Genomic DNA, 25,024 nt, shown 5'->3' with positions numbered 1-25,024 from the left:
CGCTCCCCGCGATCGATCTCCGTCAGATCCCCGGGCGCGCGCCCCTACAGCACGGACAGGTACTGGGGCAGCGGGACGGCCGCGTCCAGATCGTCCGCCGGGACCGGCGTGCCGTGGCCGTGGACCAGCGGAACGACGCCCGTCCAGTGCGGCAGGGACAGGTCCTCGGGCTCGTCGTTCGGGCCGCCGGTGCGCACCTTGGCGGAGACCTCGTCGAGGTCGAGGCGGAGCACGGCGGTGGCGGCGAGCTCCTTGTCGTTCGCCGGGCGGGAGTCGTAGGAGCGGCCGGGGACGACCTGGTCCACGAGCGCGTCGAGGGCGCTGCGCTTCTCCTCTTCGTCGGTGACCTGGTGGGCGGTTCCGTGGACGACGACGGAGCGGTAGTTGATCGAGTGGTGGAAGGCCGAGCGCGCGAGGACCAGCCCGTCGACGTGGGTGACGGTGAGACAGACCTGGAGACCCGGATCGGTCTGCCCGGCCATGCGCAGCGGGCGGGAGCCGGTGGAGCCGTGGACGTACAGCGTCTCGCCGATCCGGCCGTAGAGCGTCGGCAGCACCACAGGGGCTCCGTCGCGGACGAATCCCAGGTGGCAGACGTACGCCTCGTCGAGTATCGAGTGCACCAGCTCGCGGTCGTAGGAGGCGCGGTGCCGGCCACGGGTGGGGTAGGTGCGCTCGGTCGTCCGGTAGGAGGAGTCCGTCGGCAGCGTGGTCATTGCCTTCTCCATTGCACTAGTGCATAATCGTGTTTGTGCTAGGAGAGTATCGGATTACGGGTCGTCGCGCATCGGAGATCGCCGCGAGCGTGGAGCATGCGGTCGGGGCAGGGGGTCTTGCTCCAGGCCAACTACTGCCGCCCATGCGGGAGTTGGCCACCCAGCTGGGGGTCAACCCGAACACGGTCGCGGCCGCGTACCGCACGCTGCGCGAGCGCGGCGTCATCGAGACCGCGGGGCGCAGGGGGAGCCGCGTGCGGTCGCGCCCGGCCAGCACGGCGCGCGACTCGCTCCGCATCGACGCACCGCCGGGCGTCCGCCAGATCTCGGACGGCAATCCCGATGTCGCTCTGCTGCCGCCGCTGTACGACGCGTTCGCGGCCGCCGCGCGCCGGCATGACGAGCGGCCCGTGCTGTACGGGGACGCCCCCGTCGACCCCGAGCTGGCGCGGCTCGCCCGGGCCGGGCTGGACGCCGACGGGGTGCCGGACGGGCCGATCGCCGTCACCTCCGGTTCGCTCGACGCGGTCGAGCGCGTGGTCGGCGCCCACCTCAGGCCCGGGGACGCCGTCGCCGTCGAGGACCCCGGCTGGGGCAGTCTGCTGGACCTGATCCCGGCCCTGGGCCTGCGGCCCGTTCCGGTCGCCCTCGACGAGGACGGGCCCCGCCCGGACGAGGTGGCGCGTGCCCTGGACGCAGGAGCGCGGGCGCTGATCGTCACCTGCCGCGCCCAGAACCCCACGGGGTCCGTGATCACCGGGTCTCGTGCGAAGGAGCTGCGCGGCATCCTCGCCCGCCATCCGCAGGTGCTGCTCATCGAGGACGACCACGGCTACGCCATCGTCGACCAGCCGCTGTACCCGCTCGCCGGGGTGACGGACCGCTGGGTGCTCGTACGCTCGACCGCCAAGGCGTACGGGCCGGACCTGCGGCTCGCCGTACTGACCGGCGACTCCCTGACCGTCGACCGGGTCCTCGGACGGCAGCGGCTCGGCCCCGGCTGGGTCGGCAGGCTGGTGCAGCGCGCGGTCGTGGAGCTGTGGACCTCAGGTGTCGTCGACCCCGCGGCGGTGGCGCGCGCCTACGGTGAGCGGCGGGACGCGCTGCTGCGGGCGCTGGCCGAGCGCGGGATCGAGGCGCACGGACGCAGCGGAATGAACGTGTGGGTGCCCGTCGCCGACGAGACCGGTGCCGTGGCGCGGCTGTTGCACGCCGGCTGGGCGGTGGCCCCGGGCGCGCGCTTCCGGATGTCGGCGCCGTCCGGGATCCGGCTCACCGTCTCCGGGCTGACCATGGCCGACATCGAGGTCCTGGCCGACGCGGTGGCCTCGGCGGCCGGTCCGATGCCGGCGCGCAGCTACGGCTGACGCGACGGCCGTGCCGTCGGCCGTCGCTGCGCGTCGGTCGGCGGGAGGCGGCCCTACGGCCGGCGTCCGCTCTGGGTGAGCGCCGCGCCCGCGAGCACGATGACCGCGCCGACCGGGGTGTTCCAGCCGAGTCGCTCGTCCAGCAGCATCACGCCGGCCGCTGTGGCGATGACCGGGATGAAGTACGTGACCATCGTCGCGGTCGTGGGGCCGACCTCGGCGACCAGCCCGTACTGGAGGAGCATCGCGAAGCCCGTCCCGAGTGCGCCCAGGGCGATCACGGCGAGCAGCGGCATCACGGGGAAGGACGTGGGGAGCGTGGTGAACAGCGGGGTCACCAACGCCAGTTGGAGCGTGGCGAGCAGGAGCTGGGCGCCGGTGAGCGAGAGGTTCGAGTGGGTGGAGCCCGCGAGCGTACGGCGGACGTAGATCCAGCCGACCGGGTAGCTCAGCGATGCGAGAAGCGCCATCGCGGTTCCGGTCACGTCCAGTCCGGAGAAGCCCTGCCAGACACCGAGGACGGTCAGTACGCCGATGAACCCTATGCCGAGGCCGGCGACCCGGCGGCGGGTCGGCCTGTCCTCCGAGAGCGCCACGAGGGAGAGGGCCATGCCCCAGAGCGGCGACGTGGCGTTGCAGATCCCGGCCAGCGTCGAGGGGATCGTCAGCTCCGCGTAGGCGAACAACGAGAACGGCAGGGCGTTGAGAAAGAAGCCCGCGACCATGAGATGACCCCAGGTGCGCAGCCCGCGCGGGAGCCTCTCGCGCCTGACCGCCATGGCCACGGCGAGTACGGCCGTACCGAACAGCAGCCGGCCGAAGGTGACCTGGAACGGTGCGTACGCCTCGGTCCCGAGCTTGATCAGCAGGAAGCTGAAACCCCAGATCAGGGCGAGCACCGCGAACCTGATGCGCCAGTCGAGGGCCGGGCGGCGCTTCGCGGTGGCGGGCGGGGCGGCGAGGGGGGAAGCGGGCTGGGAGGCGGCCCGGGAATCGGCTGCAGTGGAGGTGTGCGAGGTGTGCGACGTCGGCGCGGCGGTGCTCATGGCGTCCAGCTTCGCGGCCCGGATCTCGTAGGACAAGCGAGACTTCTTTGAGGGCTGGGCTTAGCATTGCTTACATGTTGAACCTGGAGCGCCTGCGGACACTGGACGCGCTGGCCCGGCACGGCTCGGTGAGCGGGGCCGCCGACGGCCTGCATGTGACGACCTCGGCCGTGTCGCAGCAGATGGCGAAGCTGGAGCGGGAGGTCGGCCAGCAGCTGCTCGCCAAGAACGGGCGGGGTGTGCGGCTCACGGATGCCGGACAGCTGCTCGCCGATCACGCCGCGCGGATCCTGTCCCAGGTGGAGATCGCCCAGGCCGACATCGAGGCGCAGCGCGGGCAGGTGGTCGGCGAGGTGCGGATCGGTGCCTTCCCGACTGCGGCGCGCGGACTGTTCCCGGCGGCCGTCGGCGCGCTGCGCACCGCCCATCCCGAACTGCGCGTGCGCTCCAGCGAGCTGGAGCCCGAGCATGCGGTACGGCAGGTGATGCGCGGCGATCTCGACCTGGCCGTCGTGCTGGACTGGAGCAACAAGCGGCTGCCGGTGCCGGGCGGGCTCGCCAGGGCGCAGCTGCTGGACGACGCGCCGGACGTCGCGATGCCGGTGGACCACCCGCTCGCGGGGCGCGCGGAGGTGGATCTGGAGGACTTCGCGGACGACGAGTGGGTGTCCTGGCCGGAGGGCGAATTCTGTTACGAGTGGCTCGTCTTCACCCTCCGCTCCAAGGGCATCGAGCCCCGGATCGCGCACATGGCGGGCGAGCACCACACCCAGCTGGCGCTGATCGCGGCGGGTCTCGGGGTCTGTGTGACGCCGAGGCTGGGGCGCGGTCCGGTGCCGGAGGGGGTCAGGCTCGTTCCCGTACGGCAGAAGATGCTCCGGCACATCTACGCGATCTGGCGCGCCGACGCGGACAGGCGGCCCTCGATCCGGGCGGCGGTGGAGGCGTTGCGGGAGGCCGCGGCGGCGCTCTGACCGCCCGGGGCCCGGCCCCCGGGGGCCCGTTCGCGCCCTGCGGGCGGGGTTGCGAAGCGTACGCCCGCGACGGGACGGCCGGTGTTCCTCGAGCGCCGGACGGGCCGAGAAGGTGCCGCCGCGCAGGATGAGCCCCGGCTCAGAGTTTGCGGAAGTCCCACGACGCGATCGCGTCCGGCGTCAGCCGTACCCAAGCGTGGCGGCCGTCGTGCGGCATCCCGTCCAGGCCGAAGTTCTTGCGGGCGAAGAGACGCTCGGGGGCCTCGAGCTCGGGGCAGGGCTCGCCGGTGCGCGGGGATTCGCCGACGAAGACGGCCGTGCCCGAGAGCTCCACGCCGCGCAGGTCGCCGTACTCCTCGCCGGCGTCCACGACGACCGCGATCCGCGGATCGCCGCGCAGGTCCGTCCAGCGGCGGCTGCGGGTGATCGAGTAGAGCCACAGGGACGTCCCGTCCCAGGCGAACCAGAGGGCGCTGACGTGCGGCCGACCGTCCGCCGACACCGTTGCCACCCGGCATGTGCGCTGCTCGGCGAGGAACGCGTCCAGCTCGGCCGGTGTCATCATGATCCGGCGGCCACGGCGCTGCGTCACGGCCATACCAGGTTCCTCCCGATAGCTGACTCCCGGCAACTGACTGGGTGTCAGAAATCATGGACGCTCTTCCCTCATGGCGCAATGCCGGTTACCGTCGCGCGCCCGGTGAACTGCCGGACGCGTCGACGAGGGAGGGCGGAGAAATGCCGTCGTTCGAACAGCTGGTGGAGCAGCTGGAGCCGGCCGGCACGGTGCTGCTGACCGTCGAGTGCCAGAACGGTGTCGTCGGCAAGGACAGCGCCCTGCCCGAACTCGCCGCAGCGGCCCGGGCATCCGGTGCCCTGACCCAGATCGCGCGGCTCGTCGCCGCCGCGCACGACGCCGGGGTGCAGGTCCTCCACGCGGTCGCGGAGCGACGGCCCGACGGGCGCGGTTCGAACCGCAACGCCCGGCTCTTCCGGGCCGCCGAGCGTCTGCCCGTACAGCAGCACTCGGGCAGCAGGGCGGTCCGGATCGCCGAGCCGATCGAGGTCGCGGACGAGGACATCGTCGTGCGCAGGCTGCACGGGCTGTCCCCGATCGCCGGGACCGACGTCGACGCGCTCCTGCGCAATCTCGGCTGCCGCACCCTCGTCGTCACGGGCGTCTCGGCCAATGTGGCGATCCCGAACGCCGTCTTCGACGCCGTCAATCTGGGTTACACGACGGTCGTGCCGGGGGACGCCATCGCGGGGGTGCCGGCCGACTACACCCCCGCGATGATCCGCAACACCCTGTCGCTCGTCGCCACGGTCACCACCACCGACGACGTACTCGCCTGCTGGAAGCGTCCTCGGCGCACACCCGTCACGCGAGCTTGATCGAGTCTCCCTCGACCACGATCGACGCGGCCGGCAGGCCCGTGGTGGCGGGACCGGCCTTCACGCTGCCGTCCGTCGCGTCGAACTTGCTGTTGTGACAGGGGCAGATGATCTCGCCGTTGGTGACGTCCTTCACCGCGCAGCCCTGGTGGGTGCACTTGGACGAGAAGGCCTTGAACTCGCCCGCCTTCGGCTGGGTCACCACGACATCGCCGACGACCATGCCGCCGCCCTCAGGGATGTCCGCGGTCTTCGCCAGCACCTTGCCCCCGCCGCCACCGCCCGTCGTGCCGCCCGTCGTGTCTCCCGTCGTGCCTCCCGTGCTGCCGCCGGAACCGCCGGTGGTACCGCCGCTGCCGCTCGGCTGTTCGCCCACGCTGCCCGAGCTCTCCGAGCCGCCGCACGCCGTCAGCGCCGCGGCGAGCCCTGCTCCGCCCGCCGCCGCCACAACGGTGCGCCGTGCCACCCTGCGTGCCGGTCCCTGCGTTCCGGTCATGCCCGACTCCCCTTCAACGGTCGGCCCCCGGTTCGGGCCGCTCTTGATGTTCTACGGGACCCGGGGGCACCCCGTTCAACGGGCCACGCCGAAAACCGCGCAATAGTCGGTAATCTCATCCGCCTTGCACAGCGTGCCCGGCGCGGCGGCGTCACCGGTCCACCGGTAGACCGTGCGGCTCCTTGATCCGCTTCATGATGATCTGTGAGTTGACCTCGGTGACGCCGGACAGCGCGGTCAGCTTCTCGATCCACAGCCGCTCGTACGCGCGCAGATCCGCCACCGCGATGCGCAGCAGGCACCCCGGGCTGCCGAAGAGCCGGTGTGCCTCGATGACGTCAGGGATGTCCTGGAGAGCGGACTCGAACGCCTCGACCACGTCACGGTCGCGCTCGACCTCGATGGAGACGAGCACCTCGAAGCTCCGGCCGACCGCCTCCGGGTCGATGACGGCCCGATACCCCTGGATCACCCCGTCCTGCTCCAGTTGCCGAACGCGGCGCATGCACGGCGAGGGGGTGAGGCCCACGCGCTGTGCCAGTTCCTGATTGCTCAGCCGTCCATCGTTCTGGAGCTCGCGCAAGATTTCACGGTCAATCTCATCCATGGAGCAATCATCCACCACGCTTCGCCGCTGTTGCGCCGAAACTGGCGATCAAATTGCGGGGCGATATCCCTATCATTGCGTTCGACTGCACCGGGTACCCCCGGATCAGCCATGGGACGCAGCCCGGCCGGGGCCAAGAGCGAGGCCGGGCCGCGTGTCCTGACGGGTTCGCCGCCTCCCCTGCGGCACGGACGAGGAGTGGGCACTGTGGGACGGATCGTCGTCGTCAGCACCGGTGGGACGATAGCCAGCCGCTGGCAGGGTTCGGGTTTCGCCGCCGCCGCGCATGGCCGGGAAGTCATGGCGACCGCCGCGGTGCCGGACGGCATCACCATCGAGGTCGTCGACCTGTTCAGCGTGAACAGCCCCCGCCTCACCACCGCCCACCAGCTCACCCTGCTGCGCACGGTGCACGAGGTGCTCGCCGATCCCGGCGTGGACGGCATCGTCGTCACCCATGGCACCGACACCCTGGAGGAGTCGGCGTTCCTGGTCGACCTCCACCACAACGACCTCCGCCCGGTGGTCTTCACCGGTGCACAGCTTCCGCTCGACGCGGCCGACGGCGACGGGGCAGACAACCTCCAGGACGCACTGCTGACCGCCGCGACCACGCGCGGTCTCGGCGTACTGGTCGCCTTCGACGGCAAGGTGCACGCGGCCCGCGGCACCGTCAAGACGCAGACGCTCGCCCGTGACGCCTTCGGCGACCCGTCCGGCGCCCGTATCGGGAACGTCGGCTTCGGACGGGTCTCCGTACTGCGCCCTCCGCGGCGCCCCGCCGCGCTCGCGCTGCCCTGGATGCCGGACAGCCCGCCACGGGTCGACATGGTGATGCACCACGCCGACGGCGATCCGCTGCTGCTGAACGCGGCTGTGGACGCCGGTGCCCAGGGAATCGTCCTCGTGGCCACCGGCGCCGGCAACGCGACCCCCGAGATCGTCGAGGCCGTCGCCTCCGCCACCGCCCGCGGCGTGCTCATCGCGCTGACCACCCGTGTCCAGGCCGGACCGGTCGCCGAGATCTACACCCATGGCGGCGCGGTCGACCTCGTGGCCGCGGGCGCCGTGCCGACCGGCACGCTGCGCGCCGGCCAGGCCCGGATCGCCGTGCTCGCCGCGCTGCTCGCCTCCACCGACCCACGGGAGCGGAACCGGGTGCTGCGGCACGCGCTCGGCGAGGCCGTGCCCGCCGACGCCGGCCCGGCCGTTGCGCTCGCCCAGGCAGGGGCCTGATCGGAAGCAGGTCCCACAGTCCGTCGGACCTACGTAGCGCGCCGGCCCTGTAACCCGCTCAGCCGCTCACGCTCCCCCCTCTCCATATACGCACCAGACAAGAGAGTCCGCACCTCCATGGCCACGAACGACCACGCCCACCCCGCTTTCCGCGCCGAGCACGATCTGCTCGGCGACCGGGATGTCCCGGCCGATGCCTACTACGGGATCCACACCCTGAGGGCCGTGGAGAACTTCCCTGTCACCGGCACCCCGATCTCGGCCTACCCGGACCTGGTCACCGCCCTCGCCTGCGTCAAGCAGGCCGCGGCCCTGGCCAACCGGGAGCTCGGCCTGCTGGACGGCCGCAGGGCGGACGCGATCGTGACCGCCTGTGAGGAGATCCGTGCCGGGAAGCTGCACGGCGAATTCGTGGTCGACGTGATCCAGGGCGGCGCCGGCACGTCGACGAACATGAACGCCAACGAGGTCGTCGCCAACCGCGCCCTGGAACTCCTCGGCCACCGCAAGGGCGAGTACGCACATCTGCACCCGCTGGAGGATGTCAACGCGGGACAGAGCACCAACGACGTCTACCCGACCGCCGTCAAGATCGCCCTCGACTTCACCGCCCAGCGTCTGCTGGACGCCATGGAGGTCCTTCGCTCCGCCTTCGCGGCGAAGTCGGAGGAGTTCGGGGACGTCCTGAAGATGGGGCGTACCCAGCTGCAGGACGCGGTGCCCATGACCCTGGGCCAGGAGTTCGCGACGTACGCCGTGATGCTCGGCGAGGACCACAAGCGCCTCACGGAGGCACGCGAGCTGATCCGTGAGATCAACCTCGGGGGAACGGCGATCGGCACCGGGCTCAACGCCCACCCCGAGTACGCGGCGCTGGCCTGCCGGCATCTGCGGACCATCACCGGACTGCCGCTCACGGTCGCCGACGACCTCGTGGAGGCCACGCAGGACGCCGGGGCGTTCGTCCAGCTGTCCGGCGTGCTCAAGCGCATCGCCGTCAAGCTCTCCAAGGTCTGCAACGACCTCCGGCTGCTGTCCTGCGGACCGCGCGCCGGCTTCGCCGAGATCAACCTGCCGCCGGTGCAGGCCGGCTCGAGCATCATGCCGGGCAAGGTGAATCCCGTCATCCCCGAGGTGGTCAACCAGATCGCGTTCGAAGTCATCGGCAACGACATGGCGGTGACCATGGCCGCCGAGGCTGGCCAGCTCCAGCTGAACGCCTTCGAGCCGATCATCGCCCACAGTCTGCTCAAGAGCCTGACGCACCTGCGGGCCGGCTGCCTGACCCTCGCAGAACGCTGCGTCAGCGGCATCTCCGCCAACCGTGAGCACCTCGCCGGCCTTGTCGCCCACTCCATCGGCCTGGCCACCGCGCTGAACCCGCACATCGGCTACGAGCAGGCCACCTCCGTCGCCCAGGAGGCCCTCAGGTCGGGCCGCAGCGTCCATGACCTCGTCCTCGACAGGGGCCTGCTGACCAAGGACGAGCTCCAGCGCATCCTGCTCCCGAACAATCTCGCCCGTCCGCACGTCCACGCGGCCGACCCGGCGGCGCTCGCCGGCTGACGCCCGAACCCACCCTGACCCTGGCCATGGCCCCGACCTGGTGAAACGGCGGCGACGACCCGTCGTACCGAGGACGCCGAGGTACGCCTGAGCGGGAGCGAAGCGATTTTCGGGTACGGCATAGGTAGCCGCGTTTTTCTTCATATCGTTCGATAGCGGCGCAAGAGTAGGCAAGCGGGACCGTGATGCGGTCGTCCCAGGGGCTGGGAGAGGCTAAGAACGGGTGGCCGCAGTACCTCGAGGCCGAGAAGCGCACGGGAAAGGAGGACGTGATGTCGGACCAGGCAAGAGGCGACGACGTCTACCAGCCGGAGCACTCCGATGTGAAGAACCCGCCCGTCGACGATCTCGACCTGGAGAACGTGCTGGACGAGCAAGACCTGGACGGCACCCTCGACGAGGGCTATTCGCCGCTGGAGTCCCCGCTGGCCGTGGACAGATACGGCACCACGGGAGAGGAGCAGATGCGGGGCGCGCCGCTGGAGGAGCGACTGGCCCAGGAGATGCCGGAGGTGGAGCAGCTCGAGGGGGACGGCATCGGTGATCTGCCGACCGACGGTGAACCCATGGACGAAGAAGCCGGGGAGGCCCGCACCGGCAGGCTCCTGCCGGAGGTCGACGCCATGGGTGGCGCCATTGACGTGTTCGCTCACGACATCGGCATCGACGGTGGGGCGGCGTCCGCGGAGGAGGCGGCCATGCACACCATCCCGGACGAGGAGGAGGGCGAGGTGGAGGACCTTCAGTAGGCGGGATCAGCGGACCGGTCCCCATGGGCCACGCCGGAGAACCGCGCAGTAGTACCGCCGTACTGCGCTCCGAGGTCAAGCCATTGACCTGGGCGTTCCCGCGGCCATGTGGCGCTGACCTGCAGGAATGCTTCTTTGAGGGTCTTTCCCGGGTTTCCGGCTTACGGGCTCGGACTCCCCGGAGACATCGACGACGATCTCCGGGTTCACGGCGATCTCCAGGTTCACGGCGATCTCCAGCTTCAGGGTGCGGTTGCTGTCGGCCTGGCCGCATACGGATGCAGTTCCCGCCAGCGCGAGTACGCCGGGCCGGCAGCGCAGGTGCCCAGGTAGCCGTCGACGACCCGGCGCAGGATCTCGGCGCCACGGGCCGCGAGAGGGCCGTCATGGTGCCACGCCAGAACGTGCCGGTACCACAAGGGGTTTCCGGCCAGGGGGCGGACCGCGACGCCCGGTGCCTCGATGAAGGTCGCCTGGCAGAGGCTCACGGCCAGACCCGCCCGTACGATCTCGATCAGCTGCCGTCCTTCGGCCTCGTACGGGGTGAACGGGCGGCGGCCCGTCAGGGCGCAGACAGAGGACCAGTATTCGCGCGTCCGGTCGCTGTCGGGCCGGGGAGCCGCCCAGTCCTCGTCGAGGAGCTCCGCCAGCGAGACCTCGTCCCGTGACGCGAGCGGGTGGGTCGCCGGCACAAGGGCGAAGACCGGCTCGGTGACGATCGGATGGAGTGCCACGCCCTCACGTTCCGGCAGCTTCTGGTCGGGGTGATCGCCGAGCACCGCCGCTTCCAGCCGGCCTGCCGCGAGGTCGTCGAGCAGGGCGACGGGGGAGTACTGGCAGCGGGAGGTCACGTCTGCTCCGGGCAGCAATTCCCTTACGGCCAGGAGGAGATGGCCGAGCAGCGGGGCGCCGACCGAGCCGATGCGGATCCGGTCGGCGACCTGCATCCGGTGGGCGGCCCGGGCCGTGTCGGCGAGCAGCCCGTCGATGCCCGGCAGGATGGCGTGGGTCCGGCCGAGTACCAGCTCGCCGAAGGGAGTGGGGACGGCGCCCGCTTGACGCCGGTCGAACAGGGCCCCGCCCAGCATGGCCTCGATGCGGCGCAGTTGTGCGCTGAGTCCCGGTTGTGTCATGCGGAGCGTGGCGGCGGCGCGGGTGAGGCTGCCTGCCTCGGCGATCGCACACAGCACCCGCAGGTGCCGTATCTCCAGGTCCATGGCGCGGATGTTATGGACCGGCGACAGCTTACGAACAGGGTCGTGCGTCCGCAGTCTTATGTGAAATGTCACACGCCATACATGGAGAGGTAGTGATCCCGTGAGACGGCCACGCCCCTTGCCACCCACCCGACCAGCGCTCTTGCCGTTGCTGCTCGCCGCCCTGCTCCCGCTGCTCCTCGGGGGCACCGCTCCCGCCCGCGCCGCCACGGCCACGGACAGCGTGTCGGCCTGTGCGCTGCGTGGTACCACCGGCTGGACGGACGAAGGGCACAACACCGATTTCTCCGTGTTCAAGCCCCCGGCGGGAACCGTCAAGGTCGCCATGATCTTCGTGGACTTCCCGGACGCGGCCGCGACCGAGTCCCCGGCCGACGACGCGGCACAGATCACGCCCGGCGCGGACCGGCTGTGGAACGCCTCGTACGGCAAGACCTGGCTCGCCATCACCCAGCACCACCGCTGGGTGAGAATGCCGCACCGCTCCACGGACTACGGCTTCGCTCGCGGACTGACGCACGAGACGCACGAGGCGTACATCAAGGACGCGGTCGCGGCGGCCGACACGTACACGGACTTCTCGCAGTACGACATGGTCTACGTCGTGCCGACGAGGAACGCGTCGGCGATCTCCTTCACGCCCACCTATGTGTACGACCCGGGAACCGCGGGCGTCGTCGCCGACGGCCGCCTGATCAAGTGGGCGGTGACCTTCGGCCAGGACATGTGGCACTGGGGGCACAAGCTGGTGGTCCACGAGACCGCCCATGCCTTCGGACTGCCCGACCTGTACGCCTTCGATGCGAGCAGTGACGCCCACCGCTTCGTGGGCGGTTGGGATGTGATGGGCTTGATCGGAGGGGCCGGGCCGCAGTACTTCGCCTGGCACTCCTGGAAACTCGGCTGGACCGATGACAGTCAGGTCGTCTGCCGGGCCTCGGCAGGCAGCGACACCGTGTACCTGACCGCCGTCGAGTACGGAGCAGGGACCAAGATGGCGGTGATACGCACCGGCCCCACGACCGCGTACGTCGTCGAATCGAGACGGGCCGTCCAGGCGGACACGGCCGTCTGCTCGACCGGCGCGCTGATCTACCGGATCGACTCCTCCGTACGGACCGGTGAGGGGCCGATCCGGGTCATGGACGCCAAGCCGACTGCCACGCCGGCGAACGGCTGCCGCCCGCTGGACGACGCCCCGTTCTGGGCCGGTGAGTCGTTCACCGACTCCGCGGCAGGTGTGCGGATCGACGTGCTGAGCGCCGACGGGTACGGCGAGACGGTACGCATCATCAAGTCATAGCCCACGCGGACAGCCGTGCCCCGGCTCCTCGGAAGGAGCCGGGGCACCGTCACGCTCAGGCGGCCTCGGGGAAGTGACAGGCCACCTGGCGCGACGTACCCGCCGCCGCGTCGGGCGCCGCGCCCGCCGTCGCGTACCGCAGCGACGGCGCCTCGGTGCGGCAGATCTCCTGGGCCTTGGGGCAGCGCGGGTGAAAGGTGCAGCCGGGCGGGGGAGCGGCCGGGCTGGGCGGGTCCCCGAGCAGGGTGATCCGCTCGCGGGCCCGTTCGGCGGCCGGGTCGGGCAGCGGCACGGCGGACAGCAGCGCGCGTGTGTAGGGGTGAGCCGGGGCGGCGTAGACCCGTTCCTTCTCCCCGATCTCGACGATCCGGCCCAGATACATCACGGCGATCCGGTCGCACACCCGTTTGACGACCGACAGGTCGTGGGCGATGAAGAGGTAGGCCAGACCGAGTTCGCGTTGCAGCCGCTCCATCAGGTTGACGATCTGGGCCTGGACGGAGACATCGAGGGCGGAGACCGGCTCGTCGGCGACGACGAGCCGGGGGCCGGTGGCCAGTGCGCGGGCGATGCCGATGCGCTGGGCCTGCCCGCCGGAGAACTCGTGCGGATAGCGGTCGATGTGCTCGGGGATGAGGCCGACCAGGTCCATCAGCTCGACGGCCCGCTTGCGGGCGTCGGCCGCGGAACTGCCCTGCACCAGCAGCGGATCGGAGATGATCCGGGCCACTGTCTGACGGGGGTTGAGGGAGGAGTGCGGGTCCTGGAAGACCATCTGCAGATCCTTGCGGAGCGGCTTCAGCTCGCGCTGCGACAGATGGCTGATGTCGCGTCCGTCGTAGCTGACCGAGCCGGCGGTGGGCTCCAGGAGCCGGACGATCATGCGGGCGGTGGTGGACTTGCCGCAGCCGGATTCGCCGACCAGGCCCAGCGTCTCGCCCGCCGCCACGTCGAAGTCGATGCCGTCGACGGCCCGGACCGGCGCGGCCCGTCGCCTGCCGGGGAACGTCATCGTCAAGTCGCGTACGGACAACAGGGGTTCAGTGGGATTCATGAGGCGATGCCTTCGTACGCGGGAAAGTGGCAGGCGGCCGGATGTCCGGCCGGGCCCTCGAGGAGCGGGAGCACCGTCTCGCAGCGTGAGCGCTCCTGGTCCGAGGCGACGGCCGGCCGCGGGCAGCGGGGCGCGAACGCGCAGCCGGGCGCGGGAGTGAGCAGGGACGGCGGGCTGCCGGGGATCGCCCGCAGCGGTTCGTCGTCGCTGTCGTCGAGGCGGGGAAGGGAGTCGAGCAGGCCCCGGGTGTAGGGGTGGGCCGGTGTCGCGAACAGGGTGTCCACGGCGGCCTGCTCGGCGACCCTGCCCCCGTACATCACCAGGACCTCGTGGGCGACGCGGGCGACCACGCCCAGATCGTGGGTGATCAGGACGACGGCCAGCCCCCGTTCCTGCTGGATCCGGGCGATGAGCTCCAGGATCTGGGCCTGGACGGTGACGTCCAGGGCGGTGGTCGGCTCGTCCGCGATGAGCAGTTCGGGTTCGCAGGCCAGGGCCATCGCGATCATCACGCGCTGGCGCATGCCGCCGGAGAACTGATGCGGGTACTCCCGCGCCCGGCGCCGGGGCTCGGGGATGCCGACCTCGGCCAGCGCTTCCACGGCGCGCTCATGGGAAGCCCTTCTGCCGCTGCCGAAGTGCACCCGGTGGTGCTCGGCTATCTGTTCGCCCACGGTGTAGTACGGATGGAGGCTGGAGAGCGGGTCCTGGAAGATCATCGCCATCTTCCGGCCGCGCAGCCGGTTCAGTTCGCGCTCCGGCAGGCCGGTCAGTTCCCGGCCGCCGAGGGTGATGGAGCCGGTGACCGAAGCGCCGGTGTGCAGACCCATCACCGCCAGGGAGGTGACGGACTTGCCGGAGCCGGACTCGCCCACGATGCCGAGGGTCTCTCCGCGCCGTACCTCGAAGGTGAGGGAGTCCACGGCCCGTACCGGACCGTGTTTGGTCGGGAAGGTGACCGTCAGGTCCCGTACCGACAGCACGGGTTCCGGGGCGCTCATCAGTACCTCACTCGGGGGTCGACGACGGCGTACAGCAGGTCGACGGCCAGGTTGGCCACGACGATGAAGGCGGCGGCGAGCAGCGTGACCCCGAGGATGACCGGCTGGTCGCCGGTGGACAGCGCTCCGTAGAAGAGCCGCCCGACGCCGGGGATCCCGAAGATGGACTCGGTGATCACCGCGCCCGCGAGCAGCCCGCCCAGGTCCATCCCGAAGATGGTGAGGATGGGCGTCATACCGGCCCGCAACCCGTGCTTGATCACGACCGTGCGGCGCGGCAGTCCCTTGGCGCGGGCGGTGCGGATGTACGGCTCCGCCATCGTCTCGATCATCGAACTGCGGCTCTGCCGCGCGTACATGGCCGCGTACAGGACGGCCAGGGCCAGCCAGGGCAGCAGCAGGTTCGAGGCCCAGCCGAGGGGGTCGGACCCGAACTCCACGTACGTCGGGTAGGGGAGCAGTCCGGCCACCCGGATCACCCCGTAGATCAGTATCACCGAGGTGAAGTAGACGGGCAGTGAGGCGGCGGCGACCGCGCCGACCATCAGGGCGCGGTCGGTGAGGGTGTCCTTGCGCAGGGCGGAGGTGACTCCCGCGGTCAGCCCGAGGAGCAGCCAGATCACCGCGGCACCCAGGGCGAGCGAGGCGGAGACCGGTAGCCGGTCCATCAGCAGGTCCCACACGCCCTGGCTGTTCTCGTACGAGTACCCCAGGCACGGGAACTCGCAGTGCAGGGCGTACTGGCCGCTGCCCATGGTGCGGCCGGTGAAGATGCCGGTGACGAAGTCCGCGAACTGCCGCCACAGCGGCTGGTCCAGACCCATGTGGGCGCGGATCGCCGCCAGGCGCTCGACGCTGCACGACTTGCCGCAGGCCGCTGCGGCCGGGTCGGAGGGCAGCACGTAGAAGATGGTGAAGGTGACGGCGGCTATGGCGATCAGGACGCCGATGACGCCGAGCAGTCGGCGGCCGAGGTAGAGGATCATGTGCGGCTTCCCCTCGGGTCGAGGACGTCGCGCAGCGCGTCGCCGAGCAGGGTGAACGCGAGCACCGTGAGGAACAGGCAGAGGCTCGGGATCACGAAGTACATGGGATCGGTGTCGTAGAAGGCGACGCCCTCGGCGATCATCTGCCCCCAGGACGGGGTGGGCGGGCGGACGCCGACGCCCAGGTAGCTCAGGGCCGCCTCGGTGGCGATCATCCCCGGGATGATCAGGGTGGTGTACGCGATGACGGGCCCGGCGACGCCCGGGAGGATGTCGCGGCTGAGGATCCGCCAGGGCCCCGATCCGCCGACACGCGCGGCATCCACGTACTCGCGGTGCTTGAGCGAGAGGGTCTGGCCGCGTACGACCCGGGCGATGCCCGGCCAGCCGAACAGGCCGATCACTGCGGTCATCAGGACGACCCGGTTGACGTCCCTGGCCACCGACATCATCGCGATCATGAAGATGAGTGAGGGGAAGGACATGGTGAGGTCCATCAGACGGGACAGCACGGCGTCGGTCCGGCCGCCGAAGTAACCGGCCGCGATGCCGGCCGCCGTCCCGGCGACGACGACGATCGCGGTGGCGGCGAAGGCGATGAGCAGGGAGACCCGGGCGCCGTGCACGACGCGGGCGAACAGATCACGGCCCGTGACGGGTTCGACGCCGAGCCAGTGCTCGGCCGAGACGCCGCCGAGCGGACCGATGGGCTGGCCGCCCAGGTAGGGGTCGATCGCGGACTTGTCGAACTCCTCGGGGGACCAGCCGCCCAGCGCGCTGAAGAGCGGGGCGGCCACTGCCATGACCGCGAAGAGCGCGACCACGACGAGGGAGACCTTCACTGCGGTGCGACGGCGCAGCTCCGCGCGGGCGAGTTGCCAGGGGCCACTGCCCGTAGGAGCGGAGACGGAGGTGGTAGCCATGTGGTGACGTACCTTCAGCCCTTCAGTTGTCGCTCTTGGAAGGGTCCTTGAGGCCGATCGTGGCGTAGTCGATCTGGCCGCCGAAGGAGGTGTGGCCGAAGGCGCCCGCGATGTTGGTGCCGAGCAGCAGGGGCATGCGCTCGATGACGGCGGGTGCCGCCGGGGCCTTGGCGAGGATCTGCCCGTCCAGTTCCTGCCATGCCTGGCCCGCCTGCCGGGCATCGGTCATGGCGGCGATCTCGTCCATCCGCTTCATGGTCGTCTCGTCGCGGAAGAGGGAGTGATTGCCAGAGTTGCCCTTCTCCTTGATGTAACGGCCGTCGAAGACGAAGGGAAGGAAGGTGGAGCCGGAGGGGTAGTCCGGACACCAGCCGGTGTAGACCAGGTCGGTGCGGTTCTTGGTGTCGCCGATGGTGTCGTAGAAGGCGGACGGGTCCACGGTTTCGATGGTGACCCTGATTCCTGCCCGGCCGAGGGACTGCTGGATCGCCTCGCCGACGCCCTTGTCGCCGTTGGAGACGGTGATGCTGGTGGAGAAGCCGTCCGGCTTGCCCGCCTCCTTCAGCAGCTTCTTGGCCTTCTCCACGTCACCGGTCGCCGGGATCTTGAGGATGTCGGGCTGCTTGCCGCCGTCGAAGAGCGGACCCGGCATGTGGGCGGTGGCCACGTCGTTGAGGGCCGGTCCGCCGGAGGCGGTCAGGATGCCCTCGCGATCCAGGGCGTACTGCACGGCCTGGCGCACCTTGAGGTTGTCGAAGGGCGCTCGGCCCGTGTGCATCTGCACCATCTCGGTGCAGTTGGTGGACTCGGCCAGCAGTCGCGCCTTGACGTCGGCCTTGGTCAGCACCTTGGGGGTGCTCTCGGGACGCAGCTTGCCCCAGGGGACCGCGGAGGCGTCCGGGCCCTGGCCGGCGATGAGCCGGTCGTCGATCTGGTTGGCCTTGAGCCCCATCACCACGACCACCTTGTCCGGGTACGCCTTGCGCACGGTGTCCGTGCTCGCGTCCCAGTGGGTGTTGCGGACCAGCACCAGCTGCTTGTCGCGGCCGTACGACTCGATCTTGTAAGGGCCCGACGAGAACGGGCGGTTGTCGTACTGGGGCCCCTTGTCCTCGGTCTTCGGCACCGGGGCGAAGGTGGGCAGGACCGTCGCGTAGGGGAACTCCGCGAAGGGCTTGCGCAGTTCGAAGACGATCGTGTGGTCGTCGGGGGTCTTGACGGAGTCGAGGTGCTTGCCCTGGGCCGGACCCCGGTAGCCCTCGGCGCCCGCGAGGTAGCGGGCCGCGTAGTCGGGGCCGCCGGGCAGGTCGGGAGAGAAGGACCGCTCCACGTTGTACTTGATGTCCTGGGCGGTGATCGGCGAGCCGTCCTCGTACTTCAGGCCCTTCTTGAGCTTGAAGGTCCACGTCTTGGCCCCGTTGGAGGAGACGCCGAGGTCCTCGGCGAGGTCGGGGACCAACTCCCCGCCCTTCGCACCCGGTTCGGCCTTGTACGTCACGAGGGTGCGGTACAGCAGCCGGGTCCCGAAGTCCATGTCGCCCATCACCCAGTTGCGCGCCGGGTCGAGATGGGTGAAGTCCTGGTTGGACAGGACGGTGAGGGTGCCGCCCTTCTGCGGCGTGCCGCCAACCAGCTTGCCGTTGTTCGCTGTTGCGGGGTTGCCCTTGCGGCCGTCGCCCGCCTTCTGTCCGCCGGAGCATCCGGCCGTGCCGAGAGCGAGGGCCGCCACCAGCGCGGCGAGAGCGGTGCAGGTGCGCTTGTTCATCAGTGGTCACTCCGTAAGCAGTCGGATGCCATCGGCAGCTGGAATGTGACCTGTAACATAGTAATGTGAAATTGCACTGAACAGGATGTCGGCAAGTCCGTTACCCACCTGTGTCCAAAGGGGCCAGCGTCGGCCTCGATGGGCCCCTGCCCGCAACGCCGGTTGTCGGCCGGATGGGCGAAGCCCTTGGCGGACGGCAGTGCAATGTGAAATATTACTGCCCGTGCTCACGAAAAACGCCTCGGACCTCATCGTCGTCGGCGCCGGTGTGGTCGGCGCGGCCTGCGCCTACTATGCCGCCGGCGCCGGCCTCCGTGTCACCGTGGTCGACCGCGGTTCCGTCGCGGGCGGCACCACAGGGGCCGGTGAGGGGAACCTCCTCGTCTCCGACAAGGAACCCGGTCCGGAACTGGAGCTCGCCCTGCTCTCCACGCGGTTGTGGACCGAGCTGGCCGGGATGCTGCCGCCGGGGATCGAGTACGAACCCAAGGGCGGTCTCGTCGTCGCCCCGGGCGAGGCCGGGATGGCCGCGCTGAGGGACTTCGCGGCCCGGCAGCGGAAGGCAGGAGTCACGGCAGAGGAGATCTCCGGGGACCGGCTGTACGACGCGGAGCCCCACCTCGCCCCCGGCCTGGCAGGCGGCTTCCACTACCCCCAGGACGCGCAGGTCATGCCGGCCCTCGCCGCCGCGCATCTCCTGCGGGCCGGCGGCGACCGGGTGGACCTGAGGCTCGGGGAAGAGGTCACCGGCCTGCTCGTCGGGGCCAGCGGCGAGGTGCGCGGCGTGCGGACGCCCAGTGGGGAGATCCACGCCCCGTACGTGGTGAACGCCGCCGGCACCTGGGGCGGCGAACTCGCCCGCCTCGCAGGTGTGGAGCTTCCCGTACTGCCCCGCCGGGGGTTCGTCCTCGTCACCGAGCCGCTTCCGCGTGTCGTGCGGCACAAGGTGTACGCGGCCGACTACGTGGCGGACGTGGCCAGCGGGTCCGCCGCGCTGCAGACCTCGGCGGTGGTCGAGGGCACCCCGGCGGGCCCGGTCCTGATCGGCGCCAGCCGTGAACGGGTCGGCTTCGACCGGACCCTGTCGGTGGAGGTGCTACGGCGCCTGGCGACCGGGGCCACGGCACTGTTCCCGGTACTGGCCACGGTGCGGGCGATGCGCACGTACGCGGGCTTCCGCCCGTATCTGCCGGATCACCTGCCCGCGATCGGCCCCGACCCGCGCGTCCCCGGCATGCTGCACGCGTGCGGCCACGAAGGGGCCGGGATCGGACTGGCGCCGGCGACGGGGCTGATCGTCGCACGGTGCCTGACCGGTGGTGATCCGCCACTGGACACCCACCCGTTCCGGCCCGAGCGGTTCGCGTCCGCCGCGTCCTGAGCACGCTTGACCTGCCTGAACCCGCCTGCCTTCTGTCGCGCCGTCAAGAGAGAGGGGACCCACCGTGGCCCGTACCCCCGCCGATCTGGTCGGGGCGCAGCCCGATACGCCGTTCGAGATCACCTTCGACGGCCGTCGCATCGCTGCCCGGCCCGGGCAGTCCGTCGCGGCCGCACTGTGGGAAGCCGGGATCCTGGCCTGGCGCACCACCCGCGTCGGAGGTCGCCCTCGGGGCGTGTTCTGCGGCATCGGCCAGTGCTTCGACTGCCTGGCGACCATCAACGCGCAGCCCAACCGCAGGGCTTGTCTGGTACCCGCGCGCCCCGGCGACGCGATCACCACACAGGAGGGACACGGACATGACCGCCTCGGTGTCTGAACCGTACGACCTGGCGGTCGTCGGGGCGGGCTCCGCCGGTCTCGCCGGAGCCGTCGCCGCTTGTGAACTCGGCCTGTCCGTCGCTCTGCTGGACGCCTCCGCACACACCGGCGGGCAGTTCTACCGGCATCCGGCTCCGGCTGTGGGAGCAGTACGGCCCGAGGCGCTGCACCACGACTGGTCCGCCTACGCCGACCTGCGCCGACGGTTGGCGGCGAGCGACGTCAGCCATCTTCCCGGACACCACGTGTGGAGCGTGATGAAGGACGACGGTGCCATCGACGGACTGTGGGCGGTGCATGCCGTCACCGGGGCCGACGGCACCGACGAGCGGCCGGTGCGGGTGCGGGCCCGTGCGGTGCTGCTCGCGACCGGGGCGTACGAACGCCAACTGCCCTTCCCCGGCTGGACCGTGCCCGGTGTCGTGGGTGCCGGAGGAGCGCAGGCCATGCTCAAGTCCGGGCTGGTGCTGCCCGGCAGGCGGATCGTCGTGGCGGGCAGCGGTCCCCTGCTGCTGGCGGTCGCCTCCTCGCTGGCCGCGGCCGGTGCGCGGGTGCCTGCCGTGGTCGAGGCGTCCGGCTATCTGCGGTACGCCCGGCACCCCCGGGCGCTCGTCGCGAATCCGCACAAGGCGGCCGAGGCGCTGGTCCACGGCGCAGCGCTGCTGCGGCACCGGGTGCGGCTACGGCTGCGCAGCGCGGTCACCGAGGTGCACGGCGCCGACCGGGTGGAGGCCGTCACCGTCACCCGGCTCGACCGCGACTGGCGGCCCGTACCGGGGACGGGACGCCGGATCGACTGCGACGCGCTGGCCGTCGGGCACGGCCTGATCCCCCAGATCGAACTGGCCACCGCGCTCGGCTGCGTCACCCGCCCACTGCCGGACGGCACCAGGGCGCTCGCCCTGGACGGTCTCCAGGAGACCTCGGTGCGCGGCCTGTGGGCGGCAGGCGAGACCGGGGGAGTGGGAGGGGCTCAACTTGCGCGTGCGGAAGGGGAGCTGGCGGGAGTCGCCGCCGCCGCCCGGGTGCTGGGACGTCCTGCCCATGGCGGCCGGGTGCGGGAGCTCCAGCGCCGCCGGGACCGGATGCGCTCCTTCGCCGATGTGATGGCCGCCGCCCACGCGCCCGGCCCGGGGTGGTTGCGCTGGCTGACCGGGGACACCGACGTGTGCCGCTGCGAGGAGGTCACCGCCGGGCGGATCCGTGAGGCCGTCGAGGACCTGGGAGCGCGTGATGCACGCACCGTCAAGCTGTTCACCAGGGCCGGTATGGGCTGGTGCCAGGGGCGGATCTGCGGTCCGGCCGTGGCCTGCCTCGCGGCCCGCGACGGAGCTGCCGACCTCCCGGCCGAACGCCGCCCGTTCGCCGTGCCTGTCCCGCTCTCGGCGATCGCCGCACTCGACGAACCCGCCGAGCCCGAACCCGATTCCGAGCCCGACGCCGTCCCTGACGTCGACGGCTGACCGCGAGCCGCACTTGTGGCTGTCGCACATCCATCAATGAAATGTCACATGATATAGAGAGGTTCTGCCGGTATGACCACCACCTGGAACAGTGCCCGTCCCTGGCGAGGCATCATGGTCGCCACCGCCCTGCCGCTGCGCGACGACCTGTCCGTCGACTACGACGCCTACGCCGAGCACGTCCGCTGGCTGATCGACAACGGCTGCGACGGCGTCGTGCCCAACGGTTCGCTCGGTGAATACCAGACGCTCAGCGACGAGGAGCGGGCCCGCGTGGTGCGGACCGCGGTCGAGGTGGCCGGCGGCGCACGGGTCATGCCCGGCGTATCCGCCTACGGCAGTGCCGAGGCCCGCCGCTGGGCCGAGCGGGCGGCCGAGGCGGGCTGCGGCTCGGTGCTCCTGCTGCCCCCGAACGCCTACCGGGCCGACGAGCAGACCGTGCACGCCCACTACGCCGAGGTCGCCCGGGCAGGGGTGCCGGTGGTCGCGTACAACAATCCCATCGACACCAAGGTCGATCTCACCCCCGGCCTGCTGGCCCGGCTGCACCAGGACGGCGCCATCGTCGCTGTGAAGGAGTTCACGGGCGACGTCCGCAGGGCGTACGAGATCGCCGAACTCGCCCCGGAGCTCGACCTGCTGATCGGCGCCGACGACGTCCTGCTCGAACTCGCCGTCGCGGGTGCCGTCGGCTGGATCGCCGGGTACCCCAACGCCTTCCCCGCCAGCTGCGCGGCGCTGTATCACGCCGCCGTCGCAGGCGACCTGGCCAAGGCCCTCCCGCTCTACAGGTCCCTGCACTCGCTGCTGCGCTGGGACTCCAGGACCGAGTTCGTCCAGTCCATCAAGCTGTCCATGGACATCGTCGGACGGCCCGGCGGGCCCACCCGCCCGCCGCGTTCCCCGCTCATTGGGGAGATCGAAGCGGGAGTGCGGGCCGCCACCGAGAAGGCCGTCGCCAACGGCCACCGCTGACCACAACATCCGCTCGTCGAAAGGAAGCCCGTGCGTACGCGTCGTGTCTTTCACGCAGTCGACTCGCACACCGAGGGCATGCCCACGCGCGTGATCACCGGTGGCGTCGGGGTCGTCCCCGGCGCCACCATGGCCGAGCGCCGGCTGTACTTCATCGAGCACATGGACCATCTCCGGACGCTCCTGATGTACGAGCCGCGCGGCCATGCCGCCATGAGCGGCGCGATCCTCCAGCCGCCCACCCGCCCCGACGCCGACTTCGGAGTCCTCTACATAGAGGTCTCCGGACTCCTACCGATGTGCGGGCACGGCACCATCGGGGTCGCCACCGTCCTGGTCGAGACGGGCATGGTGCCGGTGAGCGAACCGGTCACCACGGTGCGGCTCGACACCCCGGCCGGGCTGGTGACCGTCGACGTCCAGGTGGAGAACGGTGCGGCCACGTCGGTCACGCTCACCAACGTGCCCGCGTTCTGCGCCGCTCTGGACCGCAGGGTCGAGGTGCCCGGATACGGCGCGGTGACGTACGACCTCGCGTTCGGCGGGAACTTCTACGCCTTCGTCGAGCTCGAGGCGCTGGGGCTGCCGTTCGACCGTGCCCGCAAGGACGACCTGCTGGCCGCCGGACTCGCCATCATGGACGCGATCAACGCCTCGCCGGACCGGCCCGTCCATCCCGAGCAGTCGGAGATCGCGGGAGTCAAGCACGTGTACCTGGCCGCTCCCGGCTCCGACGCCCGCCACTCACGGCACGCGATGGCCATCCATCCCGGCTGGTTCGACCGCTCCCCGTGCGGCACGGGCACCTCCGCCCGGATGGCCCAGCTGCACGCCCGCGGCCAACTGCCCCTCGACCATGACTTCGTGAACGAGTCCTTCATCGGAACCCGCTTCACCGGCCGCCTGACCGAGGAGACCACCGTCGGCGCGGTGCCCGCCGTCGTGCCGACCGTCACCGGCCGCGCCTGGATCACCGGCACCGCCCAGTACTTCCTCGACCCGGACGACCCCTTCCCCGGAGGTTTCCTCCTGTGACCGCCCCCGTATCCTCCCTCACCTCACACAACCCGGCCGACCCCTCCGACGTACTCCTGCAGATCCCGGCGCCCGGCGCCTTCGCGGTGGCCGACGCCGTCGAGCGGGCCCGCGCCGCGCAGCCCGGCTGGCTGCTCGGCGGGGCGGCCGCCCGCTCGGCCGCCCTCGGAGCGGTCGCCGCCGCCATCGATGCCGCCGGGGCCGAGCTGTCCGCGCTCGCCGTCCGCGAGGTGGGCAAGCCCCTTGCCGAAGCCCGGACCGAAGTCGCGCGCACCGCCGCGATCTGGCACTACTACGCCCAGGCCCCCTATGAACCCACCGGCGCCGTCCACGAGACCGCCGCAGGTCCCGGCCTGCTCATGACCCGTCGCCGCCCGCACGGTGTCGCCGGGCTGATCACGCCGTGGAACTTTCCCTTCGCCATCCCGAGCTGGAAGGCCGCCCCGGCGCTCGCGGTCGGCAACGCGGTGGTGCTCAAGCCCGCCCCCGAGGCCACCGCCTGTGCACAGCGCCTGGCCGAGATCGTCCAGCAGGCCCTGCCGGCCAGGGTGTTCACCGTCCTGCCCGGCGGAGCGACGGAGGGCAACGCGCTCGTCTCCTCCGCCGATGTCGTCTCCTTCACCGGCTCGACCGCCGTTGGCCAGGCCGTCGCACGCGCCGCCACGGCCCGGGGCATCCCGGTGCAGGCCGAGATGGGCGGCCTGAACGCGGCCATCGTCCTTCCGGACGCCGACATCGAGCAGGCCGCGGCCCACATCGCCGCCTCCATCGCCGGGTACGCGGGCCAGAAGTGCACCGCCACCAGTCGTGTCATCGTGGTCGGCGCGGCCCTCGACCCCCTGCGCGAGGCACTCTCCGAGGCGCTGCGGGCCGTTCCGGTCGGCGACCCGGCCGACGCGGCCACCGTGTGCGGGCCGCTCATCAACGAACACGCCCGCGATCAGGTCAGCGGCGCCTGGCACGGCCTGTGCGCGCTGACCGGCGGCACCGTGCCCGACGTGCCCGGCTGGTACACGGCCCCGACTCTGGTCGAGAAGGTCCCCCCGGGGCACCGCCTGCTGCGCGAGGAGGTCTTCGGCCCCATCGCGGCCCTGTTGCCCGCCGACGACCTGGCCCACGCGGTGCGGATCACCAATTCCGTGCCGTACGGACTGGTCACCTCGGTGCACACCGCCGATCTGAACACGGCTCTGTGCGGCCTCGACCGGCTCGACACCGGAATGATCCGGATCAATGCCCCGTCCACCGGCGTCGACTTCCACCTGCCGTTCGGCGGCGCCAAGGCATCCAGCCACGGGCCGCGCGAACAGGGCCGGGCGGCTCTTGAGTTCTACACCTCCGGCCGCACCTACACCCTGTCACCTGTAAGCGCAACGTGACATTGTACA

General features: G+C 71.1%; 24 protein-coding genes. 13 read left to right on the top strand and 11 right to left on the bottom strand.

Annotation, left to right across the window (positions count from 1 at the left end):
• Nucleotides 1–44: 44 nt before the first annotated feature.
• A complete protein-coding gene (locus tag ACWCXB_RS31855) occupies nucleotides 45–716 on the bottom strand; it encodes a pyridoxamine 5'-phosphate oxidase family protein (RefSeq protein ID WP_450727246.1) in 672 nt (223 codons plus the stop codon).
• 35 nt (nucleotides 717–751) lie between these two features.
• Between ACWCXB_RS31855 and ACWCXB_RS31850 the strand changes: the two genes are divergently transcribed.
• Complete coding sequence (locus ACWCXB_RS31850; RefSeq protein ID WP_450727245.1) at nucleotides 752–2,083, top strand: aminotransferase class I/II-fold pyridoxal phosphate-dependent enzyme; 1,332 nt, start codon at nucleotides 752–754, stop codon at nucleotides 2,081–2,083.
• A gap of 53 nt (nucleotides 2,084–2,136) precedes the next feature.
• Here the strand turns inward: ACWCXB_RS31850 and ACWCXB_RS31845 are convergent, their stop codons facing one another.
• Nucleotides 2,137–3,165 (bottom strand): DMT family transporter, encoded by a 1,029-nt coding sequence (locus ACWCXB_RS31845; protein ID WP_450727244.1) that lies wholly within the window; start codon nucleotides 3,163–3,165, stop codon nucleotides 2,137–2,139.
• A 38-nt stretch (nucleotides 3,166–3,203) separates the two neighbouring features.
• On the opposite strand from ACWCXB_RS31845, the gene ACWCXB_RS31840 reads away from it, so the two are divergent.
• Entirely contained in the window at nucleotides 3,204–4,103 is a 900-nt protein-coding gene (locus tag ACWCXB_RS31840) for a LysR family transcriptional regulator (RefSeq protein ID WP_450727243.1), read from the top strand.
• A 139-nt stretch (nucleotides 4,104–4,242) separates the two neighbouring features.
• Here the strand turns inward: ACWCXB_RS31840 and ACWCXB_RS31835 are convergent, their stop codons facing one another.
• Nucleotides 4,243–4,701: a pyridoxamine 5'-phosphate oxidase family protein gene (locus ACWCXB_RS31835; protein ID WP_450727242.1), complete on the bottom strand. Its 459-nt coding sequence runs from the start codon at nucleotides 4,699–4,701 to the stop codon at nucleotides 4,243–4,245.
• Between the two features lie 140 nt (nucleotides 4,702–4,841).
• Between ACWCXB_RS31835 and ACWCXB_RS31830 the strand changes: the two genes are divergently transcribed.
• Complete coding sequence (locus tag ACWCXB_RS31830) at nucleotides 4,842–5,498, top strand: cysteine hydrolase (protein ID WP_450727241.1); 657 nt, start codon at nucleotides 4,842–4,844, stop codon at nucleotides 5,496–5,498.
• On the opposite strand, the gene ACWCXB_RS31825 is transcribed toward ACWCXB_RS31830, so the two are convergent.
• Nucleotides 5,485–5,994, bottom strand: coding sequence for a Rieske (2Fe-2S) protein (locus ACWCXB_RS31825; protein ID WP_450727240.1), 510 nt, complete (start codon nucleotides 5,992–5,994; stop codon nucleotides 5,485–5,487). The two genes, ACWCXB_RS31830 and ACWCXB_RS31825, sit on opposite strands and share 14 nt — an antisense overlap.
• Before the next feature lie 151 nt (nucleotides 5,995–6,145).
• Nucleotides 6,146–6,601 (bottom strand): Lrp/AsnC family transcriptional regulator, encoded by a 456-nt coding sequence (locus ACWCXB_RS31820; protein ID WP_450727239.1) that lies wholly within the window; start codon nucleotides 6,599–6,601, stop codon nucleotides 6,146–6,148.
• 207 nt (nucleotides 6,602–6,808) lie between these two features.
• Between ACWCXB_RS31820 and ACWCXB_RS31815 the strand changes: the two genes are divergently transcribed.
• From ACWCXB_RS31815 to ACWCXB_RS31805, 3 genes are all read left to right on the top strand, one after another.
• Entirely contained in the window at nucleotides 6,809–7,837 is a 1,029-nt protein-coding gene (locus ACWCXB_RS31815) for an asparaginase (protein WP_450727238.1), read from the top strand.
• A 117-nt stretch (nucleotides 7,838–7,954) separates the two neighbouring features.
• The gene (gene aspA, locus ACWCXB_RS31810; protein ID WP_450727237.1) at nucleotides 7,955–9,403 is read left to right on the top strand and encodes an aspartate ammonia-lyase; all 1,449 of its coding nucleotides are present in this window, start codon (nucleotides 7,955–7,957) and stop codon (nucleotides 9,401–9,403) included.
• Nucleotides 9,404–9,675: 272 nt separating this feature from the next.
• Nucleotides 9,676–10,152, top strand: a complete 477-nt coding sequence (locus ACWCXB_RS31805; RefSeq protein WP_450727236.1) for a DUF5709 domain-containing protein — start codon at nucleotides 9,676–9,678, stop codon at nucleotides 10,150–10,152.
• A 242-nt stretch (nucleotides 10,153–10,394) separates the two neighbouring features.
• On the opposite strand, the gene ACWCXB_RS31800 is transcribed toward ACWCXB_RS31805, so the two are convergent.
• Nucleotides 10,395–11,369, bottom strand: coding sequence for a LysR family transcriptional regulator (locus tag ACWCXB_RS31800; protein WP_450727235.1), 975 nt, complete (start codon nucleotides 11,367–11,369; stop codon nucleotides 10,395–10,397).
• A 142-nt stretch (nucleotides 11,370–11,511) separates the two neighbouring features.
• Between ACWCXB_RS31800 and ACWCXB_RS31795 the strand changes: the two genes are divergently transcribed.
• A complete protein-coding gene (locus ACWCXB_RS31795; protein WP_450727234.1) occupies nucleotides 11,512–12,672 on the top strand; it encodes a M6 family metalloprotease domain-containing protein in 1,161 nt (386 codons plus the stop codon).
• A 55-nt stretch (nucleotides 12,673–12,727) separates the two neighbouring features.
• On the opposite strand, the gene ACWCXB_RS31790 is transcribed toward ACWCXB_RS31795, so the two are convergent.
• Genes ACWCXB_RS31790 through ACWCXB_RS31770 form a run of 5 tightly spaced genes read right to left on the bottom strand, consistent with a single transcriptional unit; the run spans nucleotide 12,728 to nucleotide 18,401 of the window.
• Nucleotides 12,728–13,726 carry an ABC transporter ATP-binding protein gene (locus tag ACWCXB_RS31790; protein ID WP_450727233.1) on the bottom strand — a complete coding sequence of 333 codons (999 nt, stop codon included), beginning with the start codon at nucleotides 13,724–13,726 and terminating at the stop codon, nucleotides 12,728–12,730.
• Nucleotides 13,723–14,727, bottom strand: coding sequence for an ABC transporter ATP-binding protein (locus ACWCXB_RS31785; protein ID WP_450727232.1), 1,005 nt, complete (start codon nucleotides 14,725–14,727; stop codon nucleotides 13,723–13,725). The genes ACWCXB_RS31790 and ACWCXB_RS31785 overlap by 4 nt, the downstream gene beginning before the upstream one ends.
• Entirely contained in the window at nucleotides 14,727–15,713 is a 987-nt protein-coding gene (locus ACWCXB_RS31780) for an ABC transporter permease (protein ID WP_450727231.1), read from the bottom strand. The genes ACWCXB_RS31785 and ACWCXB_RS31780 overlap by 1 nt, the downstream gene beginning before the upstream one ends.
• Nucleotides 15,710–16,636, bottom strand: coding sequence for an ABC transporter permease (locus tag ACWCXB_RS31775; protein ID WP_450727230.1), 927 nt, complete (start codon nucleotides 16,634–16,636; stop codon nucleotides 15,710–15,712). Before ACWCXB_RS31775 ends, ACWCXB_RS31780 begins: the two co-directional genes overlap by 4 nt.
• A gap of 22 nt (nucleotides 16,637–16,658) precedes the next feature.
• On the bottom strand, nucleotides 16,659–18,401 hold the full coding sequence (locus tag ACWCXB_RS31770) for an ABC transporter substrate-binding protein (protein WP_450727229.1): 1,743 nt from the start codon (nucleotides 18,399–18,401) through the stop codon (nucleotides 16,659–16,661).
• A 223-nt stretch (nucleotides 18,402–18,624) separates the two neighbouring features.
• Here ACWCXB_RS31770 and ACWCXB_RS31765 point away from each other — a divergent pair, with 223 nt between their 5' ends.
• The 6 genes from ACWCXB_RS31765 to ACWCXB_RS31740 all read left to right on the top strand — a co-directional run bounded on the left by ACWCXB_RS31765 (nucleotide 18,625) and on the right by ACWCXB_RS31740 (nucleotide 25,015).
• Complete coding sequence (locus ACWCXB_RS31765; RefSeq protein ID WP_450727228.1) at nucleotides 18,625–19,782, top strand: NAD(P)/FAD-dependent oxidoreductase; 1,158 nt, start codon at nucleotides 18,625–18,627, stop codon at nucleotides 19,780–19,782.
• A 64-nt stretch (nucleotides 19,783–19,846) separates the two neighbouring features.
• On the top strand, nucleotides 19,847–20,161 hold the full coding sequence (locus ACWCXB_RS31760) for a (2Fe-2S)-binding protein (RefSeq protein ID WP_450727227.1): 315 nt from the start codon (nucleotides 19,847–19,849) through the stop codon (nucleotides 20,159–20,161).
• A complete protein-coding gene (locus ACWCXB_RS31755) occupies nucleotides 20,142–21,626 on the top strand; it encodes an FAD-dependent oxidoreductase (RefSeq protein ID WP_450727226.1) in 1,485 nt (494 codons plus the stop codon). The genes ACWCXB_RS31760 and ACWCXB_RS31755 overlap by 20 nt, the downstream gene beginning before the upstream one ends.
• Before the next feature lie 72 nt (nucleotides 21,627–21,698).
• Entirely contained in the window at nucleotides 21,699–22,601 is a 903-nt protein-coding gene (locus ACWCXB_RS31750) for a dihydrodipicolinate synthase family protein (protein ID WP_450727225.1), read from the top strand.
• Between the two features lie 30 nt (nucleotides 22,602–22,631).
• Nucleotides 22,632–23,636: a proline racemase family protein gene (locus tag ACWCXB_RS31745; protein WP_450727224.1), complete on the top strand. Its 1,005-nt coding sequence runs from the start codon at nucleotides 22,632–22,634 to the stop codon at nucleotides 23,634–23,636.
• Nucleotides 23,633–25,015 carry an aldehyde dehydrogenase family protein gene (locus ACWCXB_RS31740; protein WP_450727223.1) on the top strand — a complete coding sequence of 461 codons (1,383 nt, stop codon included), beginning with the start codon at nucleotides 23,633–23,635 and terminating at the stop codon, nucleotides 25,013–25,015. Before ACWCXB_RS31745 ends, ACWCXB_RS31740 begins: the two co-directional genes overlap by 4 nt.
• Nucleotides 25,016–25,024: the final 9 nt, after the last annotated feature.

The sequence above is a fragment of the Streptomyces sp. NPDC001514 genome (assembly GCF_053597075.1).
The sequence above is the reverse complement of the archived record's forward strand: the minus strand, read 5'-3'. Positions and strand labels throughout refer to the sequence as shown.

Bases quoted from the DNA above. Each gene is read 5' to 3' on its own strand.
- ACWCXB_RS31755 (WP_450727226.1), top strand. From the start codon at position 20,142: ATGACCGCCTCGGTGTCTGAACCGTACGACCTGGCGGTCGTCGGGGCG.
- ACWCXB_RS31770 (WP_450727229.1), bottom strand. From the start codon at position 18,401: ATGAACAAGCGCACCTGCACCGCTCTCGCCGCGCTGGTGGCGGCCCTC.
- ACWCXB_RS31780 (WP_450727231.1), bottom strand. From the start codon at position 15,713: ATGATCCTCTACCTCGGCCGCCGACTGCTCGGCGTCATCGGCGTCCTG.
- ACWCXB_RS31855 (WP_450727246.1), bottom strand. From the start codon at position 716: ATGACCACGCTGCCGACGGACTCCTCCTACCGGACGACCGAGCGCACC.
- ACWCXB_RS31830 (WP_450727241.1), top strand. From the start codon at position 4,842: ATGCCGTCGTTCGAACAGCTGGTGGAGCAGCTGGAGCCGGCCGGCACG.
- ACWCXB_RS31790 (WP_450727233.1), bottom strand. From the start codon at position 13,726: ATGAATCCCACTGAACCCCTGTTGTCCGTACGCGACTTGACGATGACG.
- ACWCXB_RS31835 (WP_450727242.1), bottom strand. From the start codon at position 4,701: ATGGCCGTGACGCAGCGCCGTGGCCGCCGGATCATGATGACACCGGCC.
- ACWCXB_RS31840 (WP_450727243.1), top strand. From the start codon at position 3,204: ATGTTGAACCTGGAGCGCCTGCGGACACTGGACGCGCTGGCCCGGCAC.
- ACWCXB_RS31820 (WP_450727239.1), bottom strand. From the start codon at position 6,601: ATGGATGAGATTGACCGTGAAATCTTGCGCGAGCTCCAGAACGATGGA.
- ACWCXB_RS31775 (WP_450727230.1), bottom strand. From the start codon at position 16,636: ATGGCTACCACCTCCGTCTCCGCTCCTACGGGCAGTGGCCCCTGGCAA.
- ACWCXB_RS31805 (WP_450727236.1), top strand. From the start codon at position 9,676: ATGTCGGACCAGGCAAGAGGCGACGACGTCTACCAGCCGGAGCACTCC.
- ACWCXB_RS31785 (WP_450727232.1), bottom strand. From the start codon at position 14,727: ATGAGCGCCCCGGAACCCGTGCTGTCGGTACGGGACCTGACGGTCACC.
- ACWCXB_RS31750 (WP_450727225.1), top strand. From the start codon at position 21,699: ATGACCACCACCTGGAACAGTGCCCGTCCCTGGCGAGGCATCATGGTC.
- ACWCXB_RS31800 (WP_450727235.1), bottom strand. From the start codon at position 11,369: ATGGACCTGGAGATACGGCACCTGCGGGTGCTGTGTGCGATCGCCGAG.
- ACWCXB_RS31825 (WP_450727240.1), bottom strand. From the start codon at position 5,994: ATGACCGGAACGCAGGGACCGGCACGCAGGGTGGCACGGCGCACCGTT.
- aspA (WP_450727237.1), top strand. From the start codon at position 7,955: ATGGCCACGAACGACCACGCCCACCCCGCTTTCCGCGCCGAGCACGAT.